The sequence below is a fragment of the Faecalibacterium sp. An122 genome (assembly GCF_002160895.1).
Taxonomy (GTDB): domain Bacteria; phylum Bacillota; class Clostridia; order Oscillospirales; family Ruminococcaceae; genus Faecalibacterium.
The window spans coordinates 16,815-39,879 of sequence record NZ_NFLL01000012.1 but is presented as its reverse complement, the minus strand read 5'-3'; the positions used below and the strand labels follow the sequence as shown (position 1 = coordinate 39,879).

The following is a 23,065-nucleotide window of genomic DNA, read 5'->3' as shown; positions in this document are numbered from 1 at the left end:
TTTTTATAGTTTGATAGGGGTGATTCAGAAATGAGAAGAGTACGGAACTTTTATTTTTACAAGCGAAGGGCTTTTCGATAGTCCTATGAAGATACTACGTGATATTTTTATTCTACAAGTCACATGATGAGTTGAAAATAATTCGATATATGGTATAATGGGCGTGGAAGGAGGCGATGGCGTTGAAAGAAGTCGGCAAACGGTTGCGTACACTGCGGGAGAGCCTGTCCCTGTCCCAGGCAAAGTTGGCGGAGCTTTTGGGGATCACCCAGTCCAGCCTCAACCGATACGAAAACGGGCAGTCAACCCCAACGGTGGAAGTATTCCGAAGGTACGCGGACTTTTTCGATGTCTCGATGGATTACATCTTTGCCCGCTGCGATAAACCGCAGGGAAAGCTGTACCGCTATCAGCCGAAGGTGTGGAAAAACGGTGCTGAGATGGAGCAGTTCGTGGAGATGTGCTTTGACCCCAAGTCGCCTTATTACAACCGGATGAAAGAATCTGTCTTGCAGATGTTTGCAGAAAAGGCAGATGAGGAAAAGTCCAATGGTATGAAGTCAAGTAGTGATGAAGAAAAAAATTAGGCGAAACAGAATAAGAAGCACTGTGTAGACAGCAAAAATGCAACACCAAACTAAGCCCTGCCTCTGCAATTTTTGAAACAGGGCTTGGACACCAAAGCGGCAAGCGGTGTGCTCAGCCCTCTGGCGGGATATACAGGCGGTTGTCCTTCAGCAGTCGAAAGACCAACCGGACCAGTTTTCTGGCAGTTAAAGCGAGTGCTCGTTTGTGCTGGTACTTGTTGACCTCTTTGAATTTAAGGTCATAGTAGCGCCGGAACTCGGAGTCGCATCTTCTCACAGAGTTGGCGGCTTCCAGCAGGTAGTAGCGGAGATAGCGATTGCCGGATTTAATCATCCTGGAATGCTCCGCCTCAAAGTCACCGGACTGGTTCCTGTTCCAGACAAGGCCAGCGAATTTGGCGACAGAGGCTTGGGATTCAAAGCGGTGAATATCGCCAATTTCAGCGATAATACCAGCGGAGTAAACCTTTCCAATACCGGGGACGGATGTCAGAGTGTTCGGAATGATTTCAAACTGTTGCTCAATGGCCTTCTCCAGAACCTTGATCTGTTCTTTCAGTGCTCGCATGGAGGCGATAGAAACAGACATGGCCTGGTTCACGGTGTCGTTCACTGTCTTGGGCAGACGGTAAGACCCTCTGGCCGCAGCTCGTACCGCCTTAGCAGTGGATTCTGGGTCTACAAATCTGCCATGTCCCGCTTTAGCAACAAAGGCAGTTAGTTCATCCAGGTCGACATTTGCCAGGTCGTCCACCGTTTCAAACCGTTCCATGAGTGCAATCGTGGTGGAGCTGGTATTCTGAATACCCTTGTCCTGAGCCATACCGGAGCATTTGAGAAACAGGTAGTTGGCAAACCTCTGCTTTTCACGGGTCAGATTCTGAATAACATCAAATCTGGCTCTGGTAAGGGTTTGCAGGGCCTTGTAGCGGTAATCGTCCATGTAGACTTCCCTGGCAATTCTGCCGAAACGGAGATGGTCGGCAATTACAAAGGCATCCACCCAGTCGTTCTTTGGCAAGTCAGGATAGGCTTCCTTGAATTTCCGCACCTGCTTTGGATTCAGAACATGGATTTTCCTCTGAAACCGTCCCAAGTGGCCATCCTCACGAAGAGCGTAAACCAAGCTGTCCCCGTAGATGGAGGTGGCCTCCAGGCCAATCACCACACGCTCAAGCTGCATGGAGCCAAGTGCCGACACGATTCTCTCTGATAACAGTTTAGCACCGCCAAGGTTATTCTGCACGGAGAAGCTGGAGTGTTTACTACCGTCCGGTTTCATTAGGTAGACCACATTGTTCTTGCTGCTTACATCAATGCCAACGAATAATGGATTCACAATTTTCACCTCCCCACATGGGGATTTCAGGCCAGCAGGCTTTGAGATACCCATGATAACCGGAGCATCTGGCAACCTCGCTTATCAGAATCATTCCAGAGAAAGCCAATGCGATATCCCTCACTGCTGAAAGGGCGGCCTTGTCTCCGGCAAACAGCCAATGAGTTTGCAGCTAACTTCCGGCTCAGGGGAACGGACTTTGTTTGAAGCAGCCTTGCGGCTCAACTGGAGGTGATAGAACTTGACCCTGCTGTCCTACAGCTATTGTATCACGGGCATCTCTAAGCCTGCTGATACCTAAATTATTAACTTTGAAACTTATTATACGAGGAGGTGACAGGATGAACGCTGTAATCTATGCCCGCTACTCCTCCGACAACCAACGGGAAGAGTCCATTGAAGGCCAGCTCCGGGAGTGCATGGAATATTGCAGCCGGAATGGGATGACCGTCATAAAGGAATATATTGACCGTGCCCTTTCTGCCAAAACAGACAATCGCCCCGACTTCCAGCGGATGATTAAAGACAGCGCCAAAGGTCTGTTTGACGTGGTCGTAGTCTGGAAGCTGGACCGCTTTGCCCGCAACCGCTATGACAGTGCCCATTATAAAGCTGTCCTGAAAAAGAATGGCGTGCGGGTGATTTCGGCAAAAGAAAACATTGCCGATGGCCCGGAGGGCATCATCCTGGAGTCCATGCTGGAAGGCATGGCAGAATATTATTCCGCGGAACTGTCTGTAAAGGTCATCCGCGGCCATACCGAAAATGCCCTCAAGTGCAAATATAATGGCGGCACACCCACGTTTGGGTTTATCATTGATGCCAATAAGCAATACCAGCCCGACCCGGTCAGAGCCCCTATAGTGTTGGATATTTTCAAAATGTACGACACAGGCTCCACCATGAAAGAGATCGTGGATCATCTGAATGGTCTGGGGGTTACAACGGTGCGGGGCAAAGTGGCGGACCTGAATTTCATCTCGGGGATTCTCCACAACCGAAAGTATATCGGTGAATACAAGTATCGCGATATCGTGGTGCCGGATGGCATTCCGGCTCTGGTCCCGACGGATTTGTTTGAGCGAGTGCAGAGCCAGATGCAGAAAAACAAAAAGGCCCCGGCCCGTCACAAGGCCGAGGATGATTACCTGCTGACTACCAAATTGTTTTGCGGCTCCTGCAAGGCGATGATGGTGGGCGAGTCCGGCAGAAGCTCCAGCAAAGGAAGGGTATATCACTATTACCGCTGCGTCAACAGCAAAAAGAAGAAGATCTGTACAGCCAAGCACAGGAGCGTCAGGAAGGAGCCTTTGGAGCGGGCCGTGGTGGATTCCGTTATGAGAAACATCATGGACGATGCCTTTGTGGAGTATTTTACCGATCAGGCATTGGCCTTGCAGGGGCAGGAGAGCAGCGAGCTGCCTGCCCTGCGCCGGCAGCTCGCAGACACTGAGAAAGCAATCGACAATCTGCTGAACGCCATCCAGGCCGGCGCTTTCAATGCCTCTGTGAAGCGTCGGTTGGATGAAATGGAGGAAACCAAGGAAAAGCTGGAACTGAGCATTGTCAAGGAAGAAATGAAAAAGCCTCAGTTTACCCGAGAGCAAATTCAGTTCTATATCCTCCAGTTCCGCAAAGTGGACATCAACACCCTGGAAGGCCGGAGGCGGTTGATTGACAGCTTTGTCAACAGCGTGGTAGTGTATGATGACTCCATTCTGGTGACCTTCAATTATAAGGAAGGGGCAGAGCAGATCACCTTTGACCAGATTGAACGTTCGGATTTATCTTCTCTCGCTCGACCAGAAGCCTCTGAAATCGCTTGATTTCAGGGGCTTTTTTGTGTGAGAGGAGCGCATCCGGATGTGGGAATCTTCCGGGAATCCCGCGCGGTTTTTGCTTTGGCTGCATAACCCCCGCCCGTCCGGCCCAAGCTGGGAGGAGAAAGGGAGGGAGTTTTCCATGCGCATACCAAAGCATATCGGGATCATCCCGGACGGCAACCGCCGCTGGGCCCAGGGGGCGGGGATGCCCAAACAGGACGGCTACACCCACGGTCTGGCGCCGGGGGTGGAGGTGCTGCATCTGGCCCGGCAGGCCGGGGTGGAGGAGATTACCTATTACGGCTTCACCACCGACAACTGCCGCCGCCCGGCGGAACAGGTGGCGGCCTTTTCCAGGGCCTGCGTGGAGGCGGTGGAACGGATTGCCGCCGAGCCGGTGTCCCTGCTGGTGGCAGGGGACGACCGGGCTGCGGCCTTTCCCGAGCCGCTGCGGCAGTACCGCACCCGTACCGACCTGAACGGCGGGGGCATCCGGGTGAACTTTCTGGTGAATTACGGCTGGGAATGGGATCTGGCCGATCTGGACCGGCCCGGGTCCAGCCGCCGGAAAATCACCGAGAGCCTCCGCAGCCGGGATATCTCCCGGGTGGATCTGGTGATCCGCTGGGGCGGCATGCGGCGTCTGTCGGGATTTTTGCCGGTGCAGGCGGTGTATGCGGACTTTTATGTGGTGGACCGGCTGTGGCCCGACTTCCAGCCCGAGGACTTCGCCGCCGCGCTGGCGTGGTATCAGAAGCAGGATGTGACCAGGGGCGGGTGAAGCGGGGGAGGCCCCGCTCATCGGACGCAGCCCGGCGCAAAGAAAAACAACAAAAAACCGCCGTGCCCGGCCAAAACCGGGGCGGCGGTTTTGCTTTGGATGGGAGGAGGGGGCCGGTCAGAGGGCGGCGGCCTCCTCGTCGGTGAGGTAGCCGTATTTCACCATCTGGCGCACCACATAGTCCTGGCGCTGGTCGGCCAGGTCGGGGTTGGCGCTGAGGGAGTAGACCGAGGGCGCGTTGGGGATGCCCGCCAGAAGGGTGGCCTCGTAGGGGGTGATCTCGGCGGGGGTCTTGCCGAAATAGCCGGCGCAGGCCTCGGTGACCCCGTAGTAGCCGTCGCCGAAATAGATGGTGTTGACGTACAGCTCCAGAATTTCCCCCTTGGTGTAATGGCGCTCCAGGGCGAAGGCCATGAACACCTCGGCGATCTTGCGGGTGAACTCCTTCTCCTGGGTGAAGAACAGGTTTTTGGCCACCTGCTGGGTGATGGTGCTGCCGCCCTGGTCCAGGGTGCCGGTGGCCAGGTCGTAGATGGCCGCCCGGGTGATGGCGATGAGGTCGATGCCGCCGTGCTGGGTGAAGCGGTGGTCCTCCACCGCGATGACTGCGTTGAGATACAGCTGGGGCAGGTCGCTCAGGGGGGCGTAATCGGGGGCGGAGCGGATGGCGTCCACCGTGGCTTCCAGGCTCTGGTCCTCCAGGGCCCGGCGGTACAGCTGGTAGCCCCGGACGGTCAGCAGGCCGCCCGCCACCAGCGCGGCCGCCAGCGCCAGCACCAGCAGCCGCTTGAGCAGGTTCAGGAAAAATCGCATAACAATCATACCTCGTATGTAGGCGTTTTGACAGAATGGGGAGACGGGCTCCCTTTGCCCGCAGGCCGCAGCTCTGCGGGACGTCCGGGCGGGCCCGTCCGGAAAACAGGGCTCCGCTTCTCTTATTATAACGCAGGACAGGCGGTTTTGACTACGGCGGCGGGGGAATTTCCAGCGAAACTCAAAGATGGATGGTCTTGATTTTCCCTTGAGATTCCCCCGGGGCCGTAGGCAGGGGGCGGCCCTTGTGGTACAATGGATTTGATTCAGGCGGCAGATTGGGCCGCCGCAGCCCCTCCCGGCCGGCCCCCGGGAAGGGGCGGATGCCATCGGGCTGGAGGTGAAACGGGATGAATGAGGACAAAACCATCCTGATCGTGGACGACGAAGCGGAACTGCTGGAGATGGTGCGGGGGATTTTTGTCCGGGCCGGCTACGGCCAGGTGATGACGGCAGGGAACGGCCCCCAGGCCCTGGCCCTGTGCGCCGCCCGGCGGCCGGATCTGGTGATTCTGGACGTGATGATGCCGGGAATGGACGGGTTTTCGGTGCTGCGGGAACTGCGCCGCACCAGCAGCGTGCCGGTGCTGATGCTCACCGCCCGCAGCGAGGCCGAGGACAAGTTCACCGGCTTTGAGAGCGGGGCCGACGACTATCTGGCCAAGCCCTTCCTGCCCCGGGAACTGCTGTTCCGGGCCCAGGCCATCCTGCGGCGCACCAGCCCCGCCACCGGGCACCGGGTCCGGCTGGCCGCCGCCGAGGTGGACATCGAGAACGCCGCCGTCCGCCGGGACGGCCAGACTTTCCCCCTGACCGCCAAGGAACTGCAGCTGTTCCGCAAGCTGTACGAGAACGCCGGCCGCATCGTCACCACCGGCGCCCTGTGCGAGACGGTCTGCGGGCCGGTCTGGCAGGGTTACGAGTGCACCCTGGCCACCCACATCCGCCATCTGCGGGAAAAAATGGAGGCGAACCCCTCCCGTCCGGTGTCCATTGTGACGGTGAAGGGGCTGGGCTACCGGCTGGATCTGCCCGACGCCAAGGGGGCGGGCCGATGAATCCCGTACGACGCTTTTTCCGCCGGTATGTCTTTTCCACCGTGGGCCTGCTGGCCCTGCTGCTGTTCACCAACATTGCGGTGCTGGTGGTGCTGCTGGGGATCAGCGAGGTGAAAGGCCCTTCGGACCGGTTTCAAATTGTGGATTTCTGCGCCCATCTCCAGGGCGGCGGCAGCAGCTGGCAGGCCGACCCCGAGGCCATCGGGATGCTGAAGGAGGAGCGGGCCTGGGCCATGGTCCTCAGCCCGGCGGGACAGGTGGCCTGGGAATACCAGATGCCCGCCGAGCTGCCCCGGGCCTATTCCTCCGGCGACATCGCCCAGTTCAGCCGGTGGTATCTGGAGGACTGGCCGGTCACCGTCTGGGCCCTGGACGACGGCAGCCTGGCGGTGGTGGGCCGGCCCAAGGGCTCCATGGCCAAGTATTACGTCTCCCTGGGCCGGGACTACTACGATTTTCTCACCACCCTGGCCTGCGGCATCTTTTATATCAATGTACTGCTGGTGGTGGTGCTGTTCATCCACAGCGCCCGGCGGGTGGAAAAGGCCATGGGCCCCATCCTCAACGCCATCCGCAGCCTGGCCGACGGCAAGCCGGTCCGCCTCCAGGAGGACGGCGAGCTGGCCGAAATCAACACCAGCCTCAACCGGGCCGCCGCCTACATCACCCGCAAGGATAACACCCGGGCCGAATGGATTCGGGGCATCTCCCACGACATCCGCACCCCGCTGTCGGTGATTCTGGGGTATGCCAGCGAGCTGGAGGAGAGCGGGGAACTGCCGCCCTGGGCCCGGGAACAGGCGGGGGCCATCCGCCGCCAGAGCGAAAAGCTCACCAGCCTGGTGGCCGACCTGAACCTGACCACCCGGCTGGAATACGCCCTGCGGCCCATCGACCAGAAAAAGCTGGACGGGGTGGAGCTGGCCCGCCAGGCGGTGAGCGAGGTGCTCAACGACGGCCTGGCCGACTGCTACACCCTGACCTTCATGGAGGCCCACCCGGGCCGCCATCTGCCGGTGGCGGGGGACCCGGCCCTGCTGGACCGGATGCTCTCCAACCTGCTGCGCAACTGCATCCGCCACAACCCCGGCGGCTGCCGGATCACCGTGACGGTGGCTCCCGCCCCCGCCACCGCGGCGGGCTGCCTGTTCATCATCGCCGACGACGGCTGCGGGGTCAGCCCCGCCCAGCTCCAGACCCTCAACCGGGGCGGGCCGCTGGCCAGCACCCAGCCCGCCGACCCCGCCGGAGAACACGGCCTGGGCCTGCGGATTGTCCGCCAGATTGTCCAGGCCCACCGGGGCCGCCTGTCCTTCTCCAACACCTCCCCCCACGGTTTGACCGTCACCATCTGGATCGGAGAAAAGTAGGGCGGTTGTCAAAACAGGGCGGTTATGTTAAAATGAAACAGAAAAATGTTTCGAAATCTACCCAATGGGTGTAAAAATGACCCGGGGGCGGGGCGCCCGCGGGGCGAGGGGGTCGAGGACTGTTGTTTTCCCACGAAGAAATCCAGAGCCTGAACGCGCTGGAAATGGCCGTCTACAACTACGTCACCAAAAACCGCGAAAAAGTCATCTACATGAAGATCCGGGAGCTGGCGGCCCAGGCGCATGTTTCCACCACCACGGTGCTGCATATGTGCAAAAAGTTCGGCTGCGACGGCTACACCGAGTTCAAGCTCCAGCTCAAACAGGAGCTGCTGCAGGACAAAAAGGATGTGGCCGACCTGGACATCGCCGCGCTGCAGGATTTCCTGGTGCGGCTGTCCTCCCCCGCCATCCAGAGCCAGGTGGACCGGGCGGTCCAGCTGCTGCGGGGCGCGGGACACATCCTGTTCATCGGGGTGGGCACCAGCAGCATCCTGGCCCAGTACGGCGCCCGGTACCTGTGCAACGTGGGGTATTTCGCCACCTTCATCGACGACCCCTTCACCCCCATCAATACCTGCATGACCACCCAGGCCCGCTTTGACAGCGTGGTGGTCATCGCCCTGTCGGTGTCGGGGGAGACCCGCCAGGTCATCGACATGGCCCGCCAGCTCAAGGAGCGGGGCTGTACCCTCATCTCCCTCACCAACAGCGCCAGTTGCACCCTGGCCCAGATCAGCGATCTGAACCTCAACTATTATATGGCCGACGTGCGGGTGGATGGATACTTTCAGCTCACCTGCCAGGCGCCGGTGCTCTGCCTGCTGGAGATGATCGGCCGCCGGATGTACCAGGCCCGGCCCGATCAGGACGGCGCTTCCGGCCTGGCCGTGCTGCCCGCAACCTGAAAACACACCCGCCACCCCGGAGCCCCGGGGTGTTTTTTTATGCACCGGAACAAAAACAAAACCGCCCGCCCAAAAAACAGGCTGTGAAGAAATTGGTCAAAAGTATCGAACGGCAGGAAGTGGAATTGCAGACATTGCACAAAAGAAAAAACGAATCGTTGCCGTTCAAAAACAAGTTATCTTGGGGTTGACCGGTTATTTTTGCCCTGAAAACCGATGACAAGGGCAAAAAAACGGATTATACTGGCTTCAGCAAGCGGGGCCGGGCGCCCCGCCAAGGTCCACAAAAAACAAAAAACAGAAAGGAGAAACGTGCAATGGACGAGAATCTCACCGATGCCATCGTAATGAATCTGGTGGTGAACAGCGGCGAAGCCCGCAGCCTGGCCATGGAGGCCATCGGCCTGGCCGAGCAGGGCCAGTTCGAGGAGGCTGTCGCCAAGATCGCTGCCGCCCGCGACACCATCAACGCGGCCCACAACTTCCAGACGGAACTGGTGCAGAAGGAGATCAACGGCGATGCGGTGCCGATGAGTCTGCTGATGTGCCACGGCCAGGATCACCTGATGACCGCCATGGTGGTCATTGATCTGGCCGAGAAGTTCATCGAAGTGTACAAGAAGATGGCCGGCTGAACCTGTCTGGCAAAAGGTTTACCTTTGAGAAGAAGATAAGGAGAGTGTGTTCTATGTTTAAGATTCGTCTGTTCTGCGCCGCCGGTATGTCCACCAGCCTACTGGTCACCAAGATGCGCGCCGCCGCCAAGGAAATGGGCATTGAGGCCGACATCGAGGCCGCCGGCGAGACCAAGATGCGCGAGGAGACCGACGGCATTGACGTGGCTCTGCTGGGCCCCCAGATCCGCTACAAGCTGGCCGACGCCAAGAAGATCTGCGAGCCCAAGGGCGTGCCCGTGGACGTGATCCCCATGGTGGACTACGGCACCATGAACGGCAAGAAGGTCGTGGAGTTCGCTCTCAAGCTGGCCGGCAAGAAGTAAGCTTTGCCCCCGCCGAAACACCATACCGAGGAGGAAATCTGAAACAATGGCTATGATGGATAAAATGCAGGCCGCCATGGAAGCTACCCTGGTGCCTGTTGCGGCCAAAATCAATGGCCAGCGCCACGTGGCGGCCGTCCGTGACGCATTCACCCTGGCGTTCCCCATGACCCTGGCCGGTTCGCTGGTTATGCTGGTCAACTACGCTGTGCTGGACCCCAACGGCTTCATCGCCAAGATCCTGCACCTGGGCGCTCTGATCCCCAACCTGGCCGACTACCAGGCCGCCCTGACCCCCATCCTGCAGGGCACCACCAATATCATGGCGCTGCTGATCGTGTTCCTGTGCGCCTACAAGCTGGCTGAGGCCAAAAACGGCGACACCCTGCTGAGCGCCATCTGCGCTGTGGGCGTGTTCTTCATCATCTACCCGCCCTACGACGAGAACGGCGCCCTGTCCATGACCTTCATGGGCGCCCAGGGCCTGTTCGTGGCCATCATCGTGGGCCTGCTGGTGGGCGAGGCCATCCCCGCCCTGTCCAAGAATGAAAAACTGCGGATCAAGATGCCCGACGGCGTGCCCCCCGCTGTGGCACAGTCCTTCAACCTGGTCATCCCCATCATCATCGTGTTCGTCATCGCCAGCGTCCTGAGCTTTGTCTTTGGCAACATCACCGACGGCGGCGTCCAGTACATCATCTACAACATGATCCAGGTTCCCTTCCGCAGCCTGGGCAGCAACATCTTCACCGTCCTGCTCTTTGCTCTGGCTCAGCAGTTCCTGTGGATCCTGGGCATCCATGGCCCCAACACCCTCAGCGCCATCCGCAGCGTCATGTTTGCTGAGCAGGGCGTGGCCAACCTGGCCTACTACGGCGAGATGGGCACCACCATCGGCTGCCCCTTCCCCCTGACCTGGGCCTCCATCAACGACGCTTTCGGCAACACCGGCGGCTCGGGCGCTACCCTGGGCCTGATCATCGCCATCTTCCTGGTGGCCCGCAAGGACAAGACCCAGATGACCATCGCCAAGCTGGCTTTTGCCCCCGGCCTGTTCAACATCAATGAGCCCCTGATGTTCGGTCTGCCCATCGTCATGAACCCCATCTATGCCATTCCCTTCATCGCAACCCCGCTGGTCTGCAACATCATCGGCTACCTGTGCACCATCGTGTTCCAGATCATCCCGCCCGTCACCCTGGACGTGGGCTGGACCACCCCCGGCTTCCTGATTCCCTTCCTGGGCTCGGGCGGCCACAACCCCCTGTCCCTGCTGATCGGCGTGCTGTGCGTCTGCGTCAGCACCCTGATCTACATGCCCTTCGTCCGGGCAGCTGCCAAGGCCAACATCGCCCGCGAGGCCGAGGCCGAGAACTAATCACAACCTGATCACTTTCCCGCAGGCCCCTGCGGTTTGACCGAAAGCCCTGCCCGTCTTTTTGGAAGGACAGGGCTTTCGGCGTACCAGGGGACGGGTCTTCAACAACAGGAGCGTATCGTTATGAGCTTTAGCAAGGATTTTCTGTGGGGCGGCGCCGTGGCCGCCCACCAGCTGGAAGGCGCTTACCGTGAAGGCGGCAAGGGCCTGAGCATTGTGGACGTGGTCACCGCCGGCGACGTCCACACCCCCCGCCGTGTCACCGACGGCATCCAGGAAGGGGAGTTCTACCCCAACCACGAGGCCATCGACTTCTACCACCGCTACAAGGAGGACATCGCCCTCTTTGCCGAGATGGGCTTCAAGTGCTTCCGCACCTCCATCGCCTGGACCCGCATCTTCCCCAACGGCGACGAACTGACCCCCAACGAGGAGGGCCTGAAGTTCTACGACGATCTCTTTGACGAGTGCCATAAGTACGGCATCGAGCCGGTGGTCACCCTCAGCCACTTCGAGATGCCCCTCCACCTAACCGAGGTGTACGGCTCCTGGCGCAGCCGCAAGATGATCGAGTTCTTTGTCCGGTTCGCCCGCACCTGCTTTGAGCGGTACAAGGACAAGGTCAAGTACTGGATGACCTTCAACGAGATCAACAACCAGGCCAACTTCACCCACGACAACAGCATGTACTTCAACTCCGGCTTCATCTGCAAGCCCGGCGAGGACCACGAGTACCTGATGTACCAGGCCGCCCACTATGAGCTGGTGGCCAGCGCCGAGGCCGTGAAGGTGGGCCATGAGATCAATCCCGACTTCAAGATCGGCTGCATGATCGCCATGACCCCCATCTATCCCGCCACCTGCAAGCCCGAGGACGTCATGATGGCCGAGCGGGCCATGCAGCGCCGCTTCTACTACATGGACGTCCACGCCAAGGGTTTCTATCCTCCCAACATCCTCAAGCACTGGGAGCGCAAGGGCTATCAGATGGACGTCACCGACCAGGATCTGGCCATCCTGAAGGATGGCTGCGTGGATTACATCGGCTTCAGCTATTACATGACCTTTGCCATCCAGCACAAGGACGACAACCCCGCCTACGACTACCGCGAGAGCACCGACCTGACCCGGAATCCCTTTGTCCAGGCTTCGGACTGGGGATGGCAGATCGACCCGGTGGGCCTGCGCTACGCCCTGAACTGGATGACCGACCGCTACACCCAGCCCCTGTTCATCGTGGAGAACGGACTGGGCGCCTACGACACCGTCCTGCCCGACGGCTCCATCCAGGACGACTACCGCATCGCCTACTTCCAGCAGCACATCGCCGAGATGAAGAAGGCAGTGGAAGAGGACGGGGTCAACCTGATGGGCTACACCCCCTGGGGCTGCATTGACCTGGTCAGCGCCGGCACCGGCGAGATGGACAAGCGCTACGGCTTCATCTACGTGGACAAGCACAACGACCGCACCGGCACCCTGGCCCGCAGCCGGAAAAAGAGCTTCTACTGGTACAAGAAGGTCATCGCCACCAACGGCGAGGACCTGAGCAACGATTGAGAGAGGGGACATCATGGCAGGGATTTGTCTTACATTGGATGTGGGCGGCAGCTCCATCAAATACGCGCTGATTGATTCGGACCGGAACCTGACCCATCACGGCAAGGTCCCCTCGCCCCACGGCTCCCGCAGCGCCCATCTGGACGCCATGGCGGGGATTTATGAGCAGTTCCGGGGCCAGGTGGAGGGCATCGCCATCTCCTATCCCGGCATCATCGACAGCGAGGCCGGCATCTGCAAGACCACCGGCGCCCTGGAACTGGGCCTGGACTTCCCGCTGGTGCAGGAGCTGGAAGCCCGCTGCGGCGTGCCGGTGACGGTGATGAACGACGCCAAGGCCGCCGCCCTGGCGGAGGCCTCCTGGGGCGCCCTGGCCGGCTGCGCCGACGGCGTGGTGATTGTGCTGGGCACCGGCATCGGCGGCGCCCTGATCCAGGACGGCAAGGTCCGTATGGGCAAGCACTTTTCGGCGGGTGAGTTCAGCACCATCAGCATGGACGAGCACGTGGAGACCATCGAGCACACCTGGTGCGGCCTCAACGGCAGCAGCAAGCTGATCACCACCGCCGCCTATGCCAAAGGGGTGGACCCCGCTTCCATCAACGGCGAGGACGTGTTCCGCTGGGTGAACGAGGGGGACCCCGCCGTCTGCATGGCCCTGGACCGGTTCACCGCCCAGCTGGCGGTGATGATCCGCAACCTGCAGCTGATCTATGACCCCGAGCGGGTGGCCATCGGCGGCGGCATCTCCCAGCAGCCCAAGCTGATGGAATCCCTCCAGAAGAACCTGGACCAGCTCCACCGGATGGCCGCCATCTACGGGATGCCCGAGGCCCAGGTGGTCACCTGCAAGTACTACAACGACGCCAACCTCATCGGCGCATACGCCTATTACGTCCAGCGCCGGGGCTGATGCACGCCATCTCCGCCAGCCTGCGCCCTGACTGCGTGGACCGGTCCGGCCGCGCCGGCTGTCTTTCCTCTTAGCCCGAAGCCCCCCGCAGAGAGTGCACGTCTCTGCGGGGGGCTTCGTGTCGGTCCAAAAAACCAAAGCGCCCGTCCCCGGTTTCCCGGAGGCGGGCGCTTTGGCGTATCCAGGTCAGGACAGCTCAAACATGCCGTTGTAGAGCTGGTAGTATTCGCCCTTCTGGGCCAGCAGGGCGTCGTGGTCGCCCCGCTCCACAATCTGGCCCTGTTCCAGCACCATGATGGCGTTGGCGTTGCGGACGGTGGACAGGCGGTGGGCGATCACAAAGACGGTGCGGCCCTCCATCAGCTGGTCCATGCCCTTTTCGATCAGGGACTCGGTGCGGGTGTCGATGGAGCTGGTGGCCTCGTCCAGAATCAGCACCGGCGGGTCGGCCACCGCCGCCCGGGCGATGGCCAGCAGCTGCCGCTGGCCCTGGGACAGGCTGGCGCCGTCCGAGGTGATGCGGGTGTCGTAGCCCTGGGGCAGGCGGCGGATGAAGGAGTCGGCGTTGGCCACCTTGGCCGCCCGGATGATCTCCTCCCGGGTGGCGTCCAGCTTGCCGAAACGGATGTTGTCGGCGATGGTGCCGGTGAACAGGTGGGTGTCCTGCAGGACGATGCCCAAAGACCGGCGGAGGGAATCCTTGGCGATGTCCCGCACGTCGATGCCGTCGTAGGTGACGCTGCCGGCGTCGATGTCATAGAACCGGTTGATCAGGTTGGTGATGGTGGTCTTGCCGGCGCCGGTGGAGCCCACAAAGGCGATCTTCTGGCCCGGCTTTGCGTAGAGGCTGACGTTTTTCAGGATGGGATGGCCCGGCTCATAGCCGAAACTCACGTCGTGGAACCGCACATCCCCCCGCAGGGGCACCAGTTCGCCGTCCGGCTTCTGCCAGGCCCACAGCCCCGTCTTTTGGTCGCAGGCGGTGAGGACGCCGTCCTTCTCCTGGACGTTCACCAGGCGGATTTTCCCCTCGTCCACCTCGGGGTCCAGCCGCATGGCCTCAAAAATCCGCTCGGCGCCCGCCATGGCCGCCAGCAGGAAATTGCTCTGCTGGGTGAACTGGTTGATGGGCATGGCGGCCTGGCGGACAAACACCAGATAGCTGGACAGGCTGCCGATGTCGGTCATGCCGTTCAAAACCATCAGGCCCCCCACCACCGCCACCACGGCGTAATTGATATAGGAGATGCTCACCACCGCCGGCACCATGGTGGCGGCGTAGCTCTGGGCGCCGGTGCCGGCCTTGCGGAGGGTCTCGTTTTTCTCCCCGAAGATCCGGAGGTTTTCCGGCTCGTGGTTGAACACCTTCACCACCTTCTGGCCGCTGACCATCTCCTCAATGTAGCCGTTGACGTCCCCCAGGGCCGCCTGCTGGGTGGTGTAGTAGGAGGTACTGCGTTTGGCGCTGAACCGGATGTACAGGAACATGGCCGCGTAGCCCACCACTACGATCAGGGACAGACGCCAGTTCAGCACAAACAGCATCACTAGGGTGCCGGTCATCTGGATGAAGCTCTGGATGGTCATGGCGAAACTGTTGTTCAGGGCGTCGGCCACCGTGTCCACGTCGTTGGTGAAATAGCTCATGATGTCCCCGTGGAGCTGGGTGTCAAAGAACCGCAGGGGCAGGGACTGGATGTGGGCGAACAGGTCCCGCCGGATGTCGTACAGGACCTTCTGGGCGGCGTAGACCATGGTCTGGGTGTAGCCAAAGGCGGCCAGAGCGCCTATGCCGCAGATGAGGGCGGTGAGCAGCACACCCCGGGCCAGGGCGTCGGCGTCCCCGGCGCCCACGCTGTTCACCACCGGGCGGATCATATAGGTGCCCAGCAGGTTGCCCAGGGCGCTGATGGTCACCAGCAACGCCACCGCAAGAAACAGGAATTTGTGCTGCCCCATGTAGGACAGCAGGGTTTTCAGGGTGCGCCAGAAGTTCTTGGGCTTTTTACCCGTGATCTGCCGTGCCGGCATCCGCGCCGCCTCCTTTCATCTGAGAGTGATAGATTTCCTGGTAGATGGGGTCGGAGGCCAGCAGCTGGCTGTGGGTGCCCACAGCGTGAATCTGTCCGTCCTCCAGCACCACAATCTGGTCGGTGCCCATCACCGAAGTGACCCGCTGGGCGATGATGATTTTGGTGACGCCGGTCAGGTCGCTGAGGGCTTTGCGGATTTTGGCCTCGGTGGCGGTGTCCACCGCGCTGACCGAGTCGTCAAAAATCAGGATCTTGGGCTTTTTCAGCAGGGTGCGGGCGATACACAGGCGCTGTTTCTGGCCGCCCGACACGTTGACGCCGCCCTGGCCCAGGTCGGCGTCCAGGCCCCCGGGCATCCGGCGGAGAAATTCCTCCGCCTGGGCGGCCCGGCAGGCGGCCCACAGGGTCTCGTCGTCGGCGTCGGGATTGCCCCATTTCAGGTTGTCCCGCACCGTCCCCGAAAACAGCACGTTTTTCTGCAAGACGATGCCCACGGCGTCCCGCAGGGCGGTCAAATCGTAGCGGCGGACGTCCTGTCCGCCCACCAGCACCCGGCCCTCGGTGGCGTCGTACAGACGGGGAATCAGCTGCACCAGGGTGGACTTGGCCGAGCCGGTGCCTCCCAGAATCCCCACCGTCTGCCCCGGCCGGATGGTCAGGTTGATTCCCGCCAGGGCGTATTCGGCGGCGTCGGGGTGGTACTTGAAGGAGACGTTCTCAAAGACCACGCCCCCGTCGGGGATTTCCTTCACGGCGTCTTGGGGGGAGGTGAGCTCCACCTCCTCGTCCAGCACCTCGGCGATCCGGTGGGCGCTGGCCAGGGAACGGGTCATCAGCAGAAAGACGTTGGAAATCATCATCAGGGAGTTCATCACCTGCAGCACATAGCTGAGGAAGCTGGTGAGCCGGCCCACCGTCAACGTCCCGGCCAGAATCATCTGCCCGCCGAACCAAAGAATCATCACCATGGCGGCGTACATGGTCAGCTGGAAGGCCGGCAGGTTGAGCACCGCCGTGCGGAAGGTGGAGAGGCTCACGTTCATCAGTTCGGTGTTGACCTGGCGGAACTTTTCCTCCTCGTACTGGCCCCGGACAAAGGCTTTTACCGCCCGGATGGCGGTGAGGCATTCCTGCACCACCGTGTTCAGGTGGTCCATGGCCTGCTGGAGCCGGGTGTACATGGGGGCGATCCGCCGCACCACCAACACCAGCACCAGGCCCAGAATGGGGGCGCAGACAAAGAACACCACCGCCAGCCGGGGGCTCATATAGAAGGACAAAGCCACACCCAGCACCAGCATGGCGGGGCCCCGCACCATGGGCCGGAATCCGCCGTTGATGGCGTTCTGCACCACCGACACGTCGGTGGTCATCCGGGTGATGAGGGAAGAGGTCTCAAAGTGGTCCAGGTTGCCGAAGGCGTAGGCCTGGACTTTGGCGTATTGGGCCTGGCGGATCCGGGCGCCGAAGCCGTAGGAGGCCCGGGCGGCGTATTTGGCGTACAGCAGGCCGGTGATGAGGGCCAGCAGGGCGCAGGCGGCCATCTCCAGGCCGATCCGCAGGATGACGGCCACATCCCGCTGGGCTACCCCTGCGTCGATGATCTGGCTCATGAGAATGGGAATGAACATCTCAAAGGCGCTCTCGATCACCACCAGCAGCATCCCCAGGGCCATGTCCCGGCGGTAGGGGCCCATGTATTGAAGCAGGCGTTTCAAATCCTTCACGGCGTTTCCTCCTTGGGGGCCGGTGCGGCCCGCAGATTTTCCCGGGCCCGGCGCAGGTAGTCGGCAAACTGCCGGGCCTCCTGGTCCGAAAAGCCCCGCAGCATCTGCTGTTCCATGGCCTGGCAGTCCTCCTGCCAGGCGTCGGCGGCGGCCCGGCCCGCCTCGGTCAGCTGGACGATGCCGGTGCGGCGGTCGTTCTGGTCCACCCGGCGGGTGATGAACCCGCCTTTTTCCAGCGAGTCCAGCATCCGGCAGACCGCCGCCGGGTCCACCTCAAAGTAACAGGCCAGATGCTTCTGGCTGCAGGGACCCTTCCGGGCCAGATAACAGATCAGCTTGGGCTGGCCGGGGCCCAGGCCCAGGGCGGCGCGGCCCGGCCGCAGCCAGGCGCGCTGGGCGTGGAACGCCCGGTACAGCAGCATGTGAAAGCCGTTTTCCATGGAAAAGGCTCCTTTCTTGATGCGTCAATGGTTGATATGTCAATGATTGTGCCACAGCTTTTTCATTATAGCGCAGCGGCGGCGGATGTCAAGCGGCCCCGCCGGGGGCCAAAGAGGGAAAAGTCCGCGGTTTTGTTGCATTTTTCGCCCCGTGATGCTACAATGATAGACCGAGTGAAACAAAGGAGGGCTGCACTGTGCAATACGCGCTGTTTATCCGCCCGGCGGCCACCATTTACGACCTGCCGGAGAAAACCCGTCCGGGCGAGGACGGGCAGCTGCTGTCCGCCATCGGGGACGAGGGCCTCTACGGCCAGAGCTGCCAGGTGGTGGAGGACCCGGACGGGGAGGGAATGGTCCGGGTCTGCACCTTTTACGGCTATCCCGGCTATGTGGACCGGGAAGACCTGCTGTTCCTGACCGAGGAACAGCTGCGGGCCTATCTGTCCGCGCCGTCGGTGATGGCGGCCCGGGAGACCGACCTGCTGACCTGCCCCAAAGTGGCGGGGGTCCGGCTCTTGACGGTGGGCCGGGGCAGCCGGCTCCGCCTGGCCCCTGAAGGGGAACCGGTGGAGGGCTGGACCCGGGTTCTGCTGGCGGACGGCCGGCCCGCCTGGGCCTGGAACCAGTCTCTGGAACCCCTGGCCTGGGAGGAGGACGCCGTCTTTACCCAGCGGGAGGGCCTGCCCTTTGACGACGCTTTGGCCCAGGCTCTGGGCATTCAGCCCGGCCAGCTGGTCCAGCGGGCGCTGGACCGGTGGCACGGCGGGAACGAAGGAGCCTTCCGCCGGGCGGTCTGCGAGACGGCCCGGAAGTATCTGGGGGCCCAGTACCGCTGGGGCGGCAAGGCCGGGGCCGGGGTGGACTGCTCGGGCCTGGTGAGCAACGTCTATATGCAGAACGGGGTCCTCATCTACCGCAACGCCAGCATCAAGCCGGGCTGGCCGGTGCGGGAAATCCCCCGCGCCGCCATGCAGCCGGGAGATACCCTGTATTTCCCCGGCCATGTGGCCCTCTATCTGGGGGAGGGGCTGTACATCCACTCCACCGGGGCGGCGGCCAGCGGCGGGGTGGTGTACAACAGCCTGGACCCGGCCAGCCCCCTCTACCGGGAGGACCTGGACCGGAAGCTCACAGCCGTGGGCACGATATTTTGAACGGTGAAAGGGGAGACGCCCACCATGAAAGTATGGGATCTGCACTGCGATACCCTCAGCGAGCTGCGCCACGCCGAAAAGGAAGGCCGGCCGGCGAATTTTGAACGCAACGACCTCCACATCGACCTGACCCGGCTGGAGGCCGGGGACTATATGCTCCAGTGCCTGGCGGCCTTTGTGAACCTGGGCTCGGGGGAGGACCCTCTGGTCACCGCCCTGGAAGAAATCGATATCTTCAAGCGGATCATGGCGGCCTATCCCGACCGGATCGCCCCGGTGTACACTGCCGCCGACATCGCCCGCAACGCTGCCGCCGGCAAGATCAGCGCCCTGCTGACGGTGGAGGAGGGCGGCTGCTGCAAGGGGAGCCTGGGAGTCCTGCGGCGGCTGTATGAGCTGGGGGTCCGGATGATGACCCTCACCTGGAACTACGACAACCAGCTGGCGGCCTCCAACGTCAAGGCGGAGGGGCCCCAGCTGTGGCCCTGCCCGCCCGACGCCCACCACGGCCTCACCGGGACCGGCCTGGCCTTCCTGGCCGAGATGGAGCGGCTCCGCATGATCGTGGACGTGAGCCACCTGTCCGACCGGGGATTCTGGGACGTGGTGGAACACAGCACCCGGCCCTTTGCGGCCAGCCATTCCAACTGCCGGGCGCTGGCCCCTCACTGCCGCAACCTCACCGACGAGATGATCCGGGCCATGGCCGAACGGGGCTGCATCGCGGGCCTGAACTACTGCACCGCCTTCCTGGACGACCAGCCCGCCCCGGCTCTCTGCCGCAGCACCACATCCCTCATCGCCAAACACGCGGCCCACTTCAAGCAGGTGGGCGGGGTGCAGATGATCGCCCTGGGCAGCGACTTTGACGGCATCGGCGGGCCGCTGGAACTGGACAGCTGCGACAAAATGCCCCTGCTGGCCGACGCCCTGCGGAAAGAAGGCTTCACCGAGGACGAGGTGGAAGGGATCTTCTGGCGCAACGCCCGGCGGTTCTTTGAGGAAAATCTGTGACCGGAGCGCAATATCCGGGCGGAATTCTACCGGCTGGATACGGATAAAATTTACAAACTGAAAAACGGACGAGGAATGATACAAGATGGATCAGAACATGACCCTGGAAAAGCGGATTGCGGCGGAGCTCTATTCCTATCATGGCCAGATGAGCGTCTTTGTGGACGACCTGCAGGGCCATACGGTGGAGATGGGGGCCGACGAACCCTTTGAGACGGCCTCCACCATCAAGGCGTATATCCTGGCGGCTTTGTACCTGCAGGCCAGCCGGGGCAAGGCCAGCCTGGAGGACACCGTCACCTACCGGCCGGAACACTTTGTGGACGGCTCGGGGATGCTGCGGGCCCTGGGAGTGGGGGCGGCCCTCAAGGTGAAGGATGCCGCCACCATGATGATTATCTGTTCGGACAACATCGCCACCAACATGATCATCGACTACCTGGGCCTGGAGGAGATCAACCGGTGCATTCAGGAGCTGGGGTTTGAGCATACGGTGCTCCACAACCCCCTCCACTTTGACCGGTACGACAAGCTGGGCACCACCACACCCCGGGATTATGCGGGCCTGTTCGCCCGGGTGGCCCGCGGAACCCTGGTGAGCCGGGAGGCCAGCGCCGACATGCTGGCCATCTTTCGGGCCCAGCACTACAACACCATGCTGACCGGGAATTTCCCGCCCTACTACCTGGACTGCGAGGAGACCGGGGAGGAGGAGCTGATCTGGGTGGCCAGCAAGAGCGGCAGCATGAACGCATGCCGCAACGACGGCGGCATCGTCCACACCCCCTACGGGGAGTACGTCATCGTCCTGATGAATAAAAATTTTGACGACATCATTGAATACAACGCTCACCCCGCCATGGTATACGGTGCGAAGGTGAGCCGGATGATCCTGGACCAGGTGCTGGCCTGTGAGGGCCGGCTGTGGCTGTAAGGGAAGACAAAAACGAGAGGGGAAACATTTTATGGGAGAAATCACGGTAAGCGGCCCCATGCTGCTTTTTCTGATCTGCATGGCGGGTTTTGCGGGGATTGTGGACTCGGCGGCGGGCGGCGGCGGACTCATCAGCCTGCCGGCCTACCTGTTTGCGGGGCTGCCGGTCCATTATACTTACGGCACCAACAAGTTCAGCGCCGCCTGCGGCACCACCTTTGCCACCGGCAAGTTTCTGCGCAGCGGCGCTCTGGACGTGAAGGTGGGATTGCTGGCGGCGGCCGGCAGCTTTGTGGGCAGCGCCGCCGGCAGCCACATTGCGGTCTGGCTCAGTGACGGGGCCCTGCGGCTGATGATGCTGTGCATCCTGCCGGTGGCGGCGGTCATCATCCTGACCCAGTGGAAGGCCCCCGACCGGGATTGCGGCGACTGCGCCCTGACCCGGCTGCGGGCGGTTCAGGCCCTGGCCATCGGCGTGGGCATCGGGTGTTACGACGGCCTGTTCGGCCCGGGAACCGGGACCTTTGCCATCATTGCCTTCAGCACCATCATGGGGTTTGATATGCGGCGGGCCAGCGGCAACGCCAAGGTCCTGAACATGGCCAGCAACTACGCCAGCCTGGTGACCTATCTGGCTTCGGGGTTGGTGGTGTTCCATATCGCCATTCCCTGCGCCATCAGCGGCATTGTGGGGAACCTCATCGGGTCCCGTCTGGCCCTCAAGGGCGGCGCCAAGGTGATCCGCCCCATGATGATGGTGGTCCTGGTTCTGCTCCTTGGCCGCCTCACCATGGAAGCCGTCGCCTGACCGACTTTTCTGGAAGAAAAGTCGGCAAAAGACTTTCACTGTGTACCATTCAGTTCGCGGGTCTCCGACACTTCCGCGGGGCCGTTACGCCCCCGCTCGCTCGTTACGTTTGCGCCTGCGGCGCGGTACGATGCAAAGTTTTTTCTGGCCTGATTACTGAGTGAAAGATTCACTGATAAGTAAAAGACTCACCGAACCGCCAGCCCGCTGAGGCGAGCATGTGGCACCAATCGGAGCGGCGGGTAAAAGCCGTTAAGAAAAACACCCGTGCCGCCGTTTGAGGCCTTGAAAGTTTAAACGGGCCAGGCATGACAGTGTTTTTTAGGCTTTTGAACGCCGCGACTTCCTCGTCTGGGTCCAGGGTTCAGACCCTGGTCGTTAGGGAGGGTAGGGAGTCCAGAGGGGGTAGGGAGGGGGAGTCGAAACCCCCTCCCTCCCCCTCTGGGCCTAGCGCAGCGAACAAAAAGGAAAAGAGACAGAGTGTTAAAGGGTAGGGCGGCAAAGCACAAAAGAACCCTCCCTCCTTTGGGTCGCAGCTGCTCCAATTTTCTGTGCCGGACGCGGTCCGCTTGAAAATTTGCATGGCGGCCCCAGCGCAGCGAACAAAGCCGAAAAGAGAGTGCGTGCTTAAGGTAAACCAGCATCCTGCCGCCTTCGTCCGCAGGACATGGTGTATATGTTTGTCGCGGCGCTTGTTGTGCCAAACTGTAGATGTGGCGCATCAGCGCCGTTTTTGTATCATAAAGAAAGGAGAGGCCCCCAATGGGTGACTATGAATGGATGGGCGCTGCCCTGGAGGAAGCCAGAAAGGCGGCGGAACTGGGAGAGGTGCCGGTGGGGGCGGTGATCGTCCGCCGGGGCGAAATCGTGGCGGCGGCCCATAATACCCGGGAAACCCAGCGCAACGCCACCCATCACGCCGAACTGCTGGCCATCGACGCCGCCTGCAAGGCCCTGGGCGGCTGGCGTCTGTGGGAGTGCGAGCTGTTCGTCACCCTGGAACCCTGCCCCATGTGCGCCGGGGCCATCATCAACAGCCGGCTCCGTCGGGTGGTGTATGGCGCCGCCGATACCAAGGCCGGGTGCTGCGGGTCGGTGACCGACCTGTTCGCGCTGCCCTTCAACCATCACCCGGTGGTGGAAAAGGGCCTGCGGGCCGAGGAGGCCGGGGAACTGCTGGCCGCGTTCTTTGCCCGGCTGCGGGCCGAACGGGGCAAAAAGCCCCGCTGGACCCCGCCCGGCCGTCCCTGAAAGCCCCCGAAAAAAATATTTTCCGCCAGACACTTCCCTTTTTCGCGCCGGTGGTGTATAATATACGATGGTATTTTGCCGAAAATGCCCGCTTTTTTGCCCAAAAATGCCGCAGTGCCGGCGATTCCGGCAGGGAAAGTATTGGCGGCGCGGCGGCGGGCGGCAGGGTAT

The 23,065-nt window shown here is 61.4% G+C and carries 21 protein-coding genes; 16 read left to right on the top strand and 5 right to left on the bottom strand.

All coding sequences use genetic code 11. The annotated features are described in order from the left end of the window. Nucleotides 1–182: 182 nt before the first annotated feature. Entirely contained in the window at nt 183–587 is a 405-nt protein-coding gene (locus tag B5E67_RS09015; protein ID WP_087384878.1) for a helix-turn-helix transcriptional regulator, read from the top strand. 112 nt (nt 588–699) lie between these two features. Here the strand turns inward: B5E67_RS09015 and B5E67_RS09010 are convergent, their stop codons facing one another. Beyond that, the gene (locus B5E67_RS09010) at nt 700–1,926 is read right to left on the bottom strand and encodes an IS110 family transposase (RefSeq protein WP_087384822.1); all 1,227 of its coding nucleotides are present in this window, start codon (nt 1,924–1,926) and stop codon (nt 700–702) included. A 341-nt stretch (nt 1,927–2,267) separates the two neighbouring features. Here B5E67_RS09010 and B5E67_RS09005 point away from each other — a divergent pair, with 341 nt between their 5' ends. Together B5E67_RS09005 and uppS are read left to right on the top strand one after the other, a co-directional pair. Next, nucleotides 2,268–3,752 (top strand): recombinase family protein, encoded by a 1,485-nt coding sequence (locus B5E67_RS09005; protein WP_087384821.1) that lies wholly within the window; start codon nt 2,268–2,270, stop codon nt 3,750–3,752. Nucleotides 3,753–3,888: 136 nt separating this feature from the next. Next, nucleotides 3,889–4,530: a polyprenyl diphosphate synthase gene (gene uppS / locus B5E67_RS09000; RefSeq protein ID WP_087384820.1), complete on the top strand. Its 642-nt coding sequence runs from the start codon at nt 3,889–3,891 to the stop codon at nt 4,528–4,530. A 117-nt stretch (nt 4,531–4,647) separates the two neighbouring features. On the opposite strand, the gene B5E67_RS08995 is transcribed toward uppS, so the two are convergent. Continuing rightward, nucleotides 4,648–5,343 carry a biosynthetic peptidoglycan transglycosylase gene (locus B5E67_RS08995; protein ID WP_087384818.1) on the bottom strand — a complete coding sequence of 232 codons (696 nt, stop codon included), beginning with the start codon at nt 5,341–5,343 and terminating at the stop codon, nt 4,648–4,650. A 350-nt stretch (nt 5,344–5,693) separates the two neighbouring features. Here B5E67_RS08995 and B5E67_RS08990 point away from each other — a divergent pair, with 350 nt between their 5' ends. The 8 genes from B5E67_RS08990 (at nt 5,694) to B5E67_RS08955 (ending at nt 13,530) form a co-directional block, all read left to right on the top strand. After that, nucleotides 5,694–6,401 carry a response regulator transcription factor gene (locus B5E67_RS08990; protein WP_087384816.1) on the top strand — a complete coding sequence of 236 codons (708 nt, stop codon included), beginning with the start codon at nt 5,694–5,696 and terminating at the stop codon, nt 6,399–6,401. Further along, nucleotides 6,398–7,771 (top strand): HAMP domain-containing sensor histidine kinase, encoded by a 1,374-nt coding sequence (locus tag B5E67_RS08985; protein WP_087384815.1) that lies wholly within the window; start codon nt 6,398–6,400, stop codon nt 7,769–7,771. Before B5E67_RS08990 ends, B5E67_RS08985 begins: the two co-directional genes overlap by 4 nt. Before the next feature lie 122 nt (nt 7,772–7,893). Then, nucleotides 7,894–8,679 carry a MurR/RpiR family transcriptional regulator gene (locus B5E67_RS08980; protein ID WP_087248554.1) on the top strand — a complete coding sequence of 262 codons (786 nt, stop codon included), beginning with the start codon at nt 7,894–7,896 and terminating at the stop codon, nt 8,677–8,679. A gap of 317 nt (nt 8,680–8,996) precedes the next feature. After that, nucleotides 8,997–9,314, top strand: a complete 318-nt coding sequence (locus B5E67_RS08975) for a PTS lactose/cellobiose transporter subunit IIA (RefSeq protein WP_087248556.1) — start codon at nt 8,997–8,999, stop codon at nt 9,312–9,314. Between the two features lie 53 nt (nt 9,315–9,367). Next, nucleotides 9,368–9,679, top strand: a complete 312-nt coding sequence (locus B5E67_RS08970; protein ID WP_087248558.1) for a PTS sugar transporter subunit IIB — start codon at nt 9,368–9,370, stop codon at nt 9,677–9,679. A 46-nt stretch (nt 9,680–9,725) separates the two neighbouring features. After that, entirely contained in the window at nt 9,726–11,057 is a 1,332-nt protein-coding gene (locus B5E67_RS08965; protein ID WP_087384813.1) for a PTS transporter subunit EIIC, read from the top strand. A 123-nt stretch (nt 11,058–11,180) separates the two neighbouring features. Continuing rightward, entirely contained in the window at nt 11,181–12,617 is a 1,437-nt protein-coding gene (locus tag B5E67_RS08960; protein WP_087384810.1) for a 6-phospho-beta-glucosidase, read from the top strand. Nucleotides 12,618–12,630: 13 nt separating this feature from the next. Beyond that, entirely contained in the window at nt 12,631–13,530 is a 900-nt protein-coding gene (locus B5E67_RS08955; protein WP_087384808.1) for an ROK family protein, read from the top strand. Nucleotides 13,531–13,716: 186 nt separating this feature from the next. On the opposite strand, the gene B5E67_RS08950 is transcribed toward B5E67_RS08955, so the two are convergent. From B5E67_RS08950 to B5E67_RS08940, 3 genes are read right to left on the bottom strand one after another with little or no spacing between them, the layout of a single operon-like run. Next, a complete protein-coding gene (locus B5E67_RS08950) occupies nt 13,717–15,561 on the bottom strand; it encodes an ABC transporter ATP-binding protein (protein WP_087384805.1) in 1,845 nt (614 codons plus the stop codon). Continuing rightward, complete coding sequence (locus tag B5E67_RS08945; RefSeq protein WP_087384803.1) at nt 15,536–17,290, bottom strand: ABC transporter ATP-binding protein; 1,755 nt, start codon at nt 17,288–17,290, stop codon at nt 15,536–15,538. The genes B5E67_RS08950 and B5E67_RS08945 overlap by 26 nt, the downstream gene beginning before the upstream one ends. Beyond that, on the bottom strand, nt 17,287–17,730 hold the full coding sequence (locus B5E67_RS08940; RefSeq protein ID WP_087384801.1) for a MarR family transcriptional regulator: 444 nt from the start codon (nt 17,728–17,730) through the stop codon (nt 17,287–17,289). Before B5E67_RS08940 ends, B5E67_RS08945 begins: the two co-directional genes overlap by 4 nt. Nucleotides 17,731–17,927: 197 nt before the next feature. Here B5E67_RS08940 and B5E67_RS08935 point away from each other — a divergent pair, with 197 nt between their 5' ends. From B5E67_RS08935 to B5E67_RS08915, 5 genes are all read left to right on the top strand, one after another. Continuing rightward, a complete protein-coding gene (locus B5E67_RS08935; protein ID WP_087384799.1) occupies nt 17,928–18,887 on the top strand; it encodes a C40 family peptidase in 960 nt (319 codons plus the stop codon). 24 nt (nt 18,888–18,911) lie between these two features. After that, entirely contained in the window at nt 18,912–19,901 is a 990-nt protein-coding gene (locus B5E67_RS08930) for a dipeptidase (RefSeq protein ID WP_087384796.1), read from the top strand. 85 nt (nt 19,902–19,986) lie between these two features. Beyond that, nucleotides 19,987–20,835 carry a serine hydrolase gene (locus B5E67_RS08925; RefSeq protein WP_087384794.1) on the top strand — a complete coding sequence of 283 codons (849 nt, stop codon included), beginning with the start codon at nt 19,987–19,989 and terminating at the stop codon, nt 20,833–20,835. 31 nt (nt 20,836–20,866) lie between these two features. Further along, a complete protein-coding gene (locus tag B5E67_RS08920; RefSeq protein WP_087384793.1) occupies nt 20,867–21,643 on the top strand; it encodes a TSUP family transporter in 777 nt (258 codons plus the stop codon). A gap of 762 nt (nt 21,644–22,405) precedes the next feature. Next, the gene (locus tag B5E67_RS08915; RefSeq protein WP_087248580.1) at nt 22,406–22,894 is read left to right on the top strand and encodes a nucleoside deaminase; all 489 of its coding nucleotides are present in this window, start codon (nt 22,406–22,408) and stop codon (nt 22,892–22,894) included. Nucleotides 22,895–23,065 lie beyond the last annotated feature (171 nt).

Bases quoted from the DNA above. Each gene is read 5' to 3' on its own strand.
- B5E67_RS08985 (WP_087384815.1), top strand. From the start codon at position 6,398: ATGAATCCCGTACGACGCTTTTTCCGCCGGTATGTCTTTTCCACCGTG.
- B5E67_RS08990 (WP_087384816.1), top strand. From the start codon at position 5,694: ATGAATGAGGACAAAACCATCCTGATCGTGGACGACGAAGCGGAACTG.
- B5E67_RS09005 (WP_087384821.1), top strand. From the start codon at position 2,268: ATGAACGCTGTAATCTATGCCCGCTACTCCTCCGACAACCAACGGGAA.
- B5E67_RS08930 (WP_087384796.1), top strand. From the start codon at position 18,912: ATGAAAGTATGGGATCTGCACTGCGATACCCTCAGCGAGCTGCGCCAC.
- B5E67_RS08920 (WP_087384793.1), top strand. From the start codon at position 20,867: ATGGGAGAAATCACGGTAAGCGGCCCCATGCTGCTTTTTCTGATCTGC.
- B5E67_RS08965 (WP_087384813.1), top strand. From the start codon at position 9,726: ATGGCTATGATGGATAAAATGCAGGCCGCCATGGAAGCTACCCTGGTG.
- uppS (WP_087384820.1), top strand. From the start codon at position 3,889: ATGCGCATACCAAAGCATATCGGGATCATCCCGGACGGCAACCGCCGC.
- B5E67_RS08995 (WP_087384818.1), bottom strand. From the start codon at position 5,343: ATGCGATTTTTCCTGAACCTGCTCAAGCGGCTGCTGGTGCTGGCGCTG.
- B5E67_RS08950 (WP_087384805.1), bottom strand. From the start codon at position 15,561: ATGCCGGCACGGCAGATCACGGGTAAAAAGCCCAAGAACTTCTGGCGC.
- B5E67_RS08970 (WP_087248558.1), top strand. From the start codon at position 9,368: ATGTTTAAGATTCGTCTGTTCTGCGCCGCCGGTATGTCCACCAGCCTA.
- B5E67_RS08925 (WP_087384794.1), top strand. From the start codon at position 19,987: ATGGATCAGAACATGACCCTGGAAAAGCGGATTGCGGCGGAGCTCTAT.
- B5E67_RS08915 (WP_087248580.1), top strand. From the start codon at position 22,406: ATGGGTGACTATGAATGGATGGGCGCTGCCCTGGAGGAAGCCAGAAAG.
- B5E67_RS08940 (WP_087384801.1), bottom strand. From the start codon at position 17,730: ATGGAAAACGGCTTTCACATGCTGCTGTACCGGGCGTTCCACGCCCAG.
- B5E67_RS08960 (WP_087384810.1), top strand. From the start codon at position 11,181: ATGAGCTTTAGCAAGGATTTTCTGTGGGGCGGCGCCGTGGCCGCCCAC.
- B5E67_RS08955 (WP_087384808.1), top strand. From the start codon at position 12,631: ATGGCAGGGATTTGTCTTACATTGGATGTGGGCGGCAGCTCCATCAAA.
- B5E67_RS08975 (WP_087248556.1), top strand. From the start codon at position 8,997: ATGGACGAGAATCTCACCGATGCCATCGTAATGAATCTGGTGGTGAAC.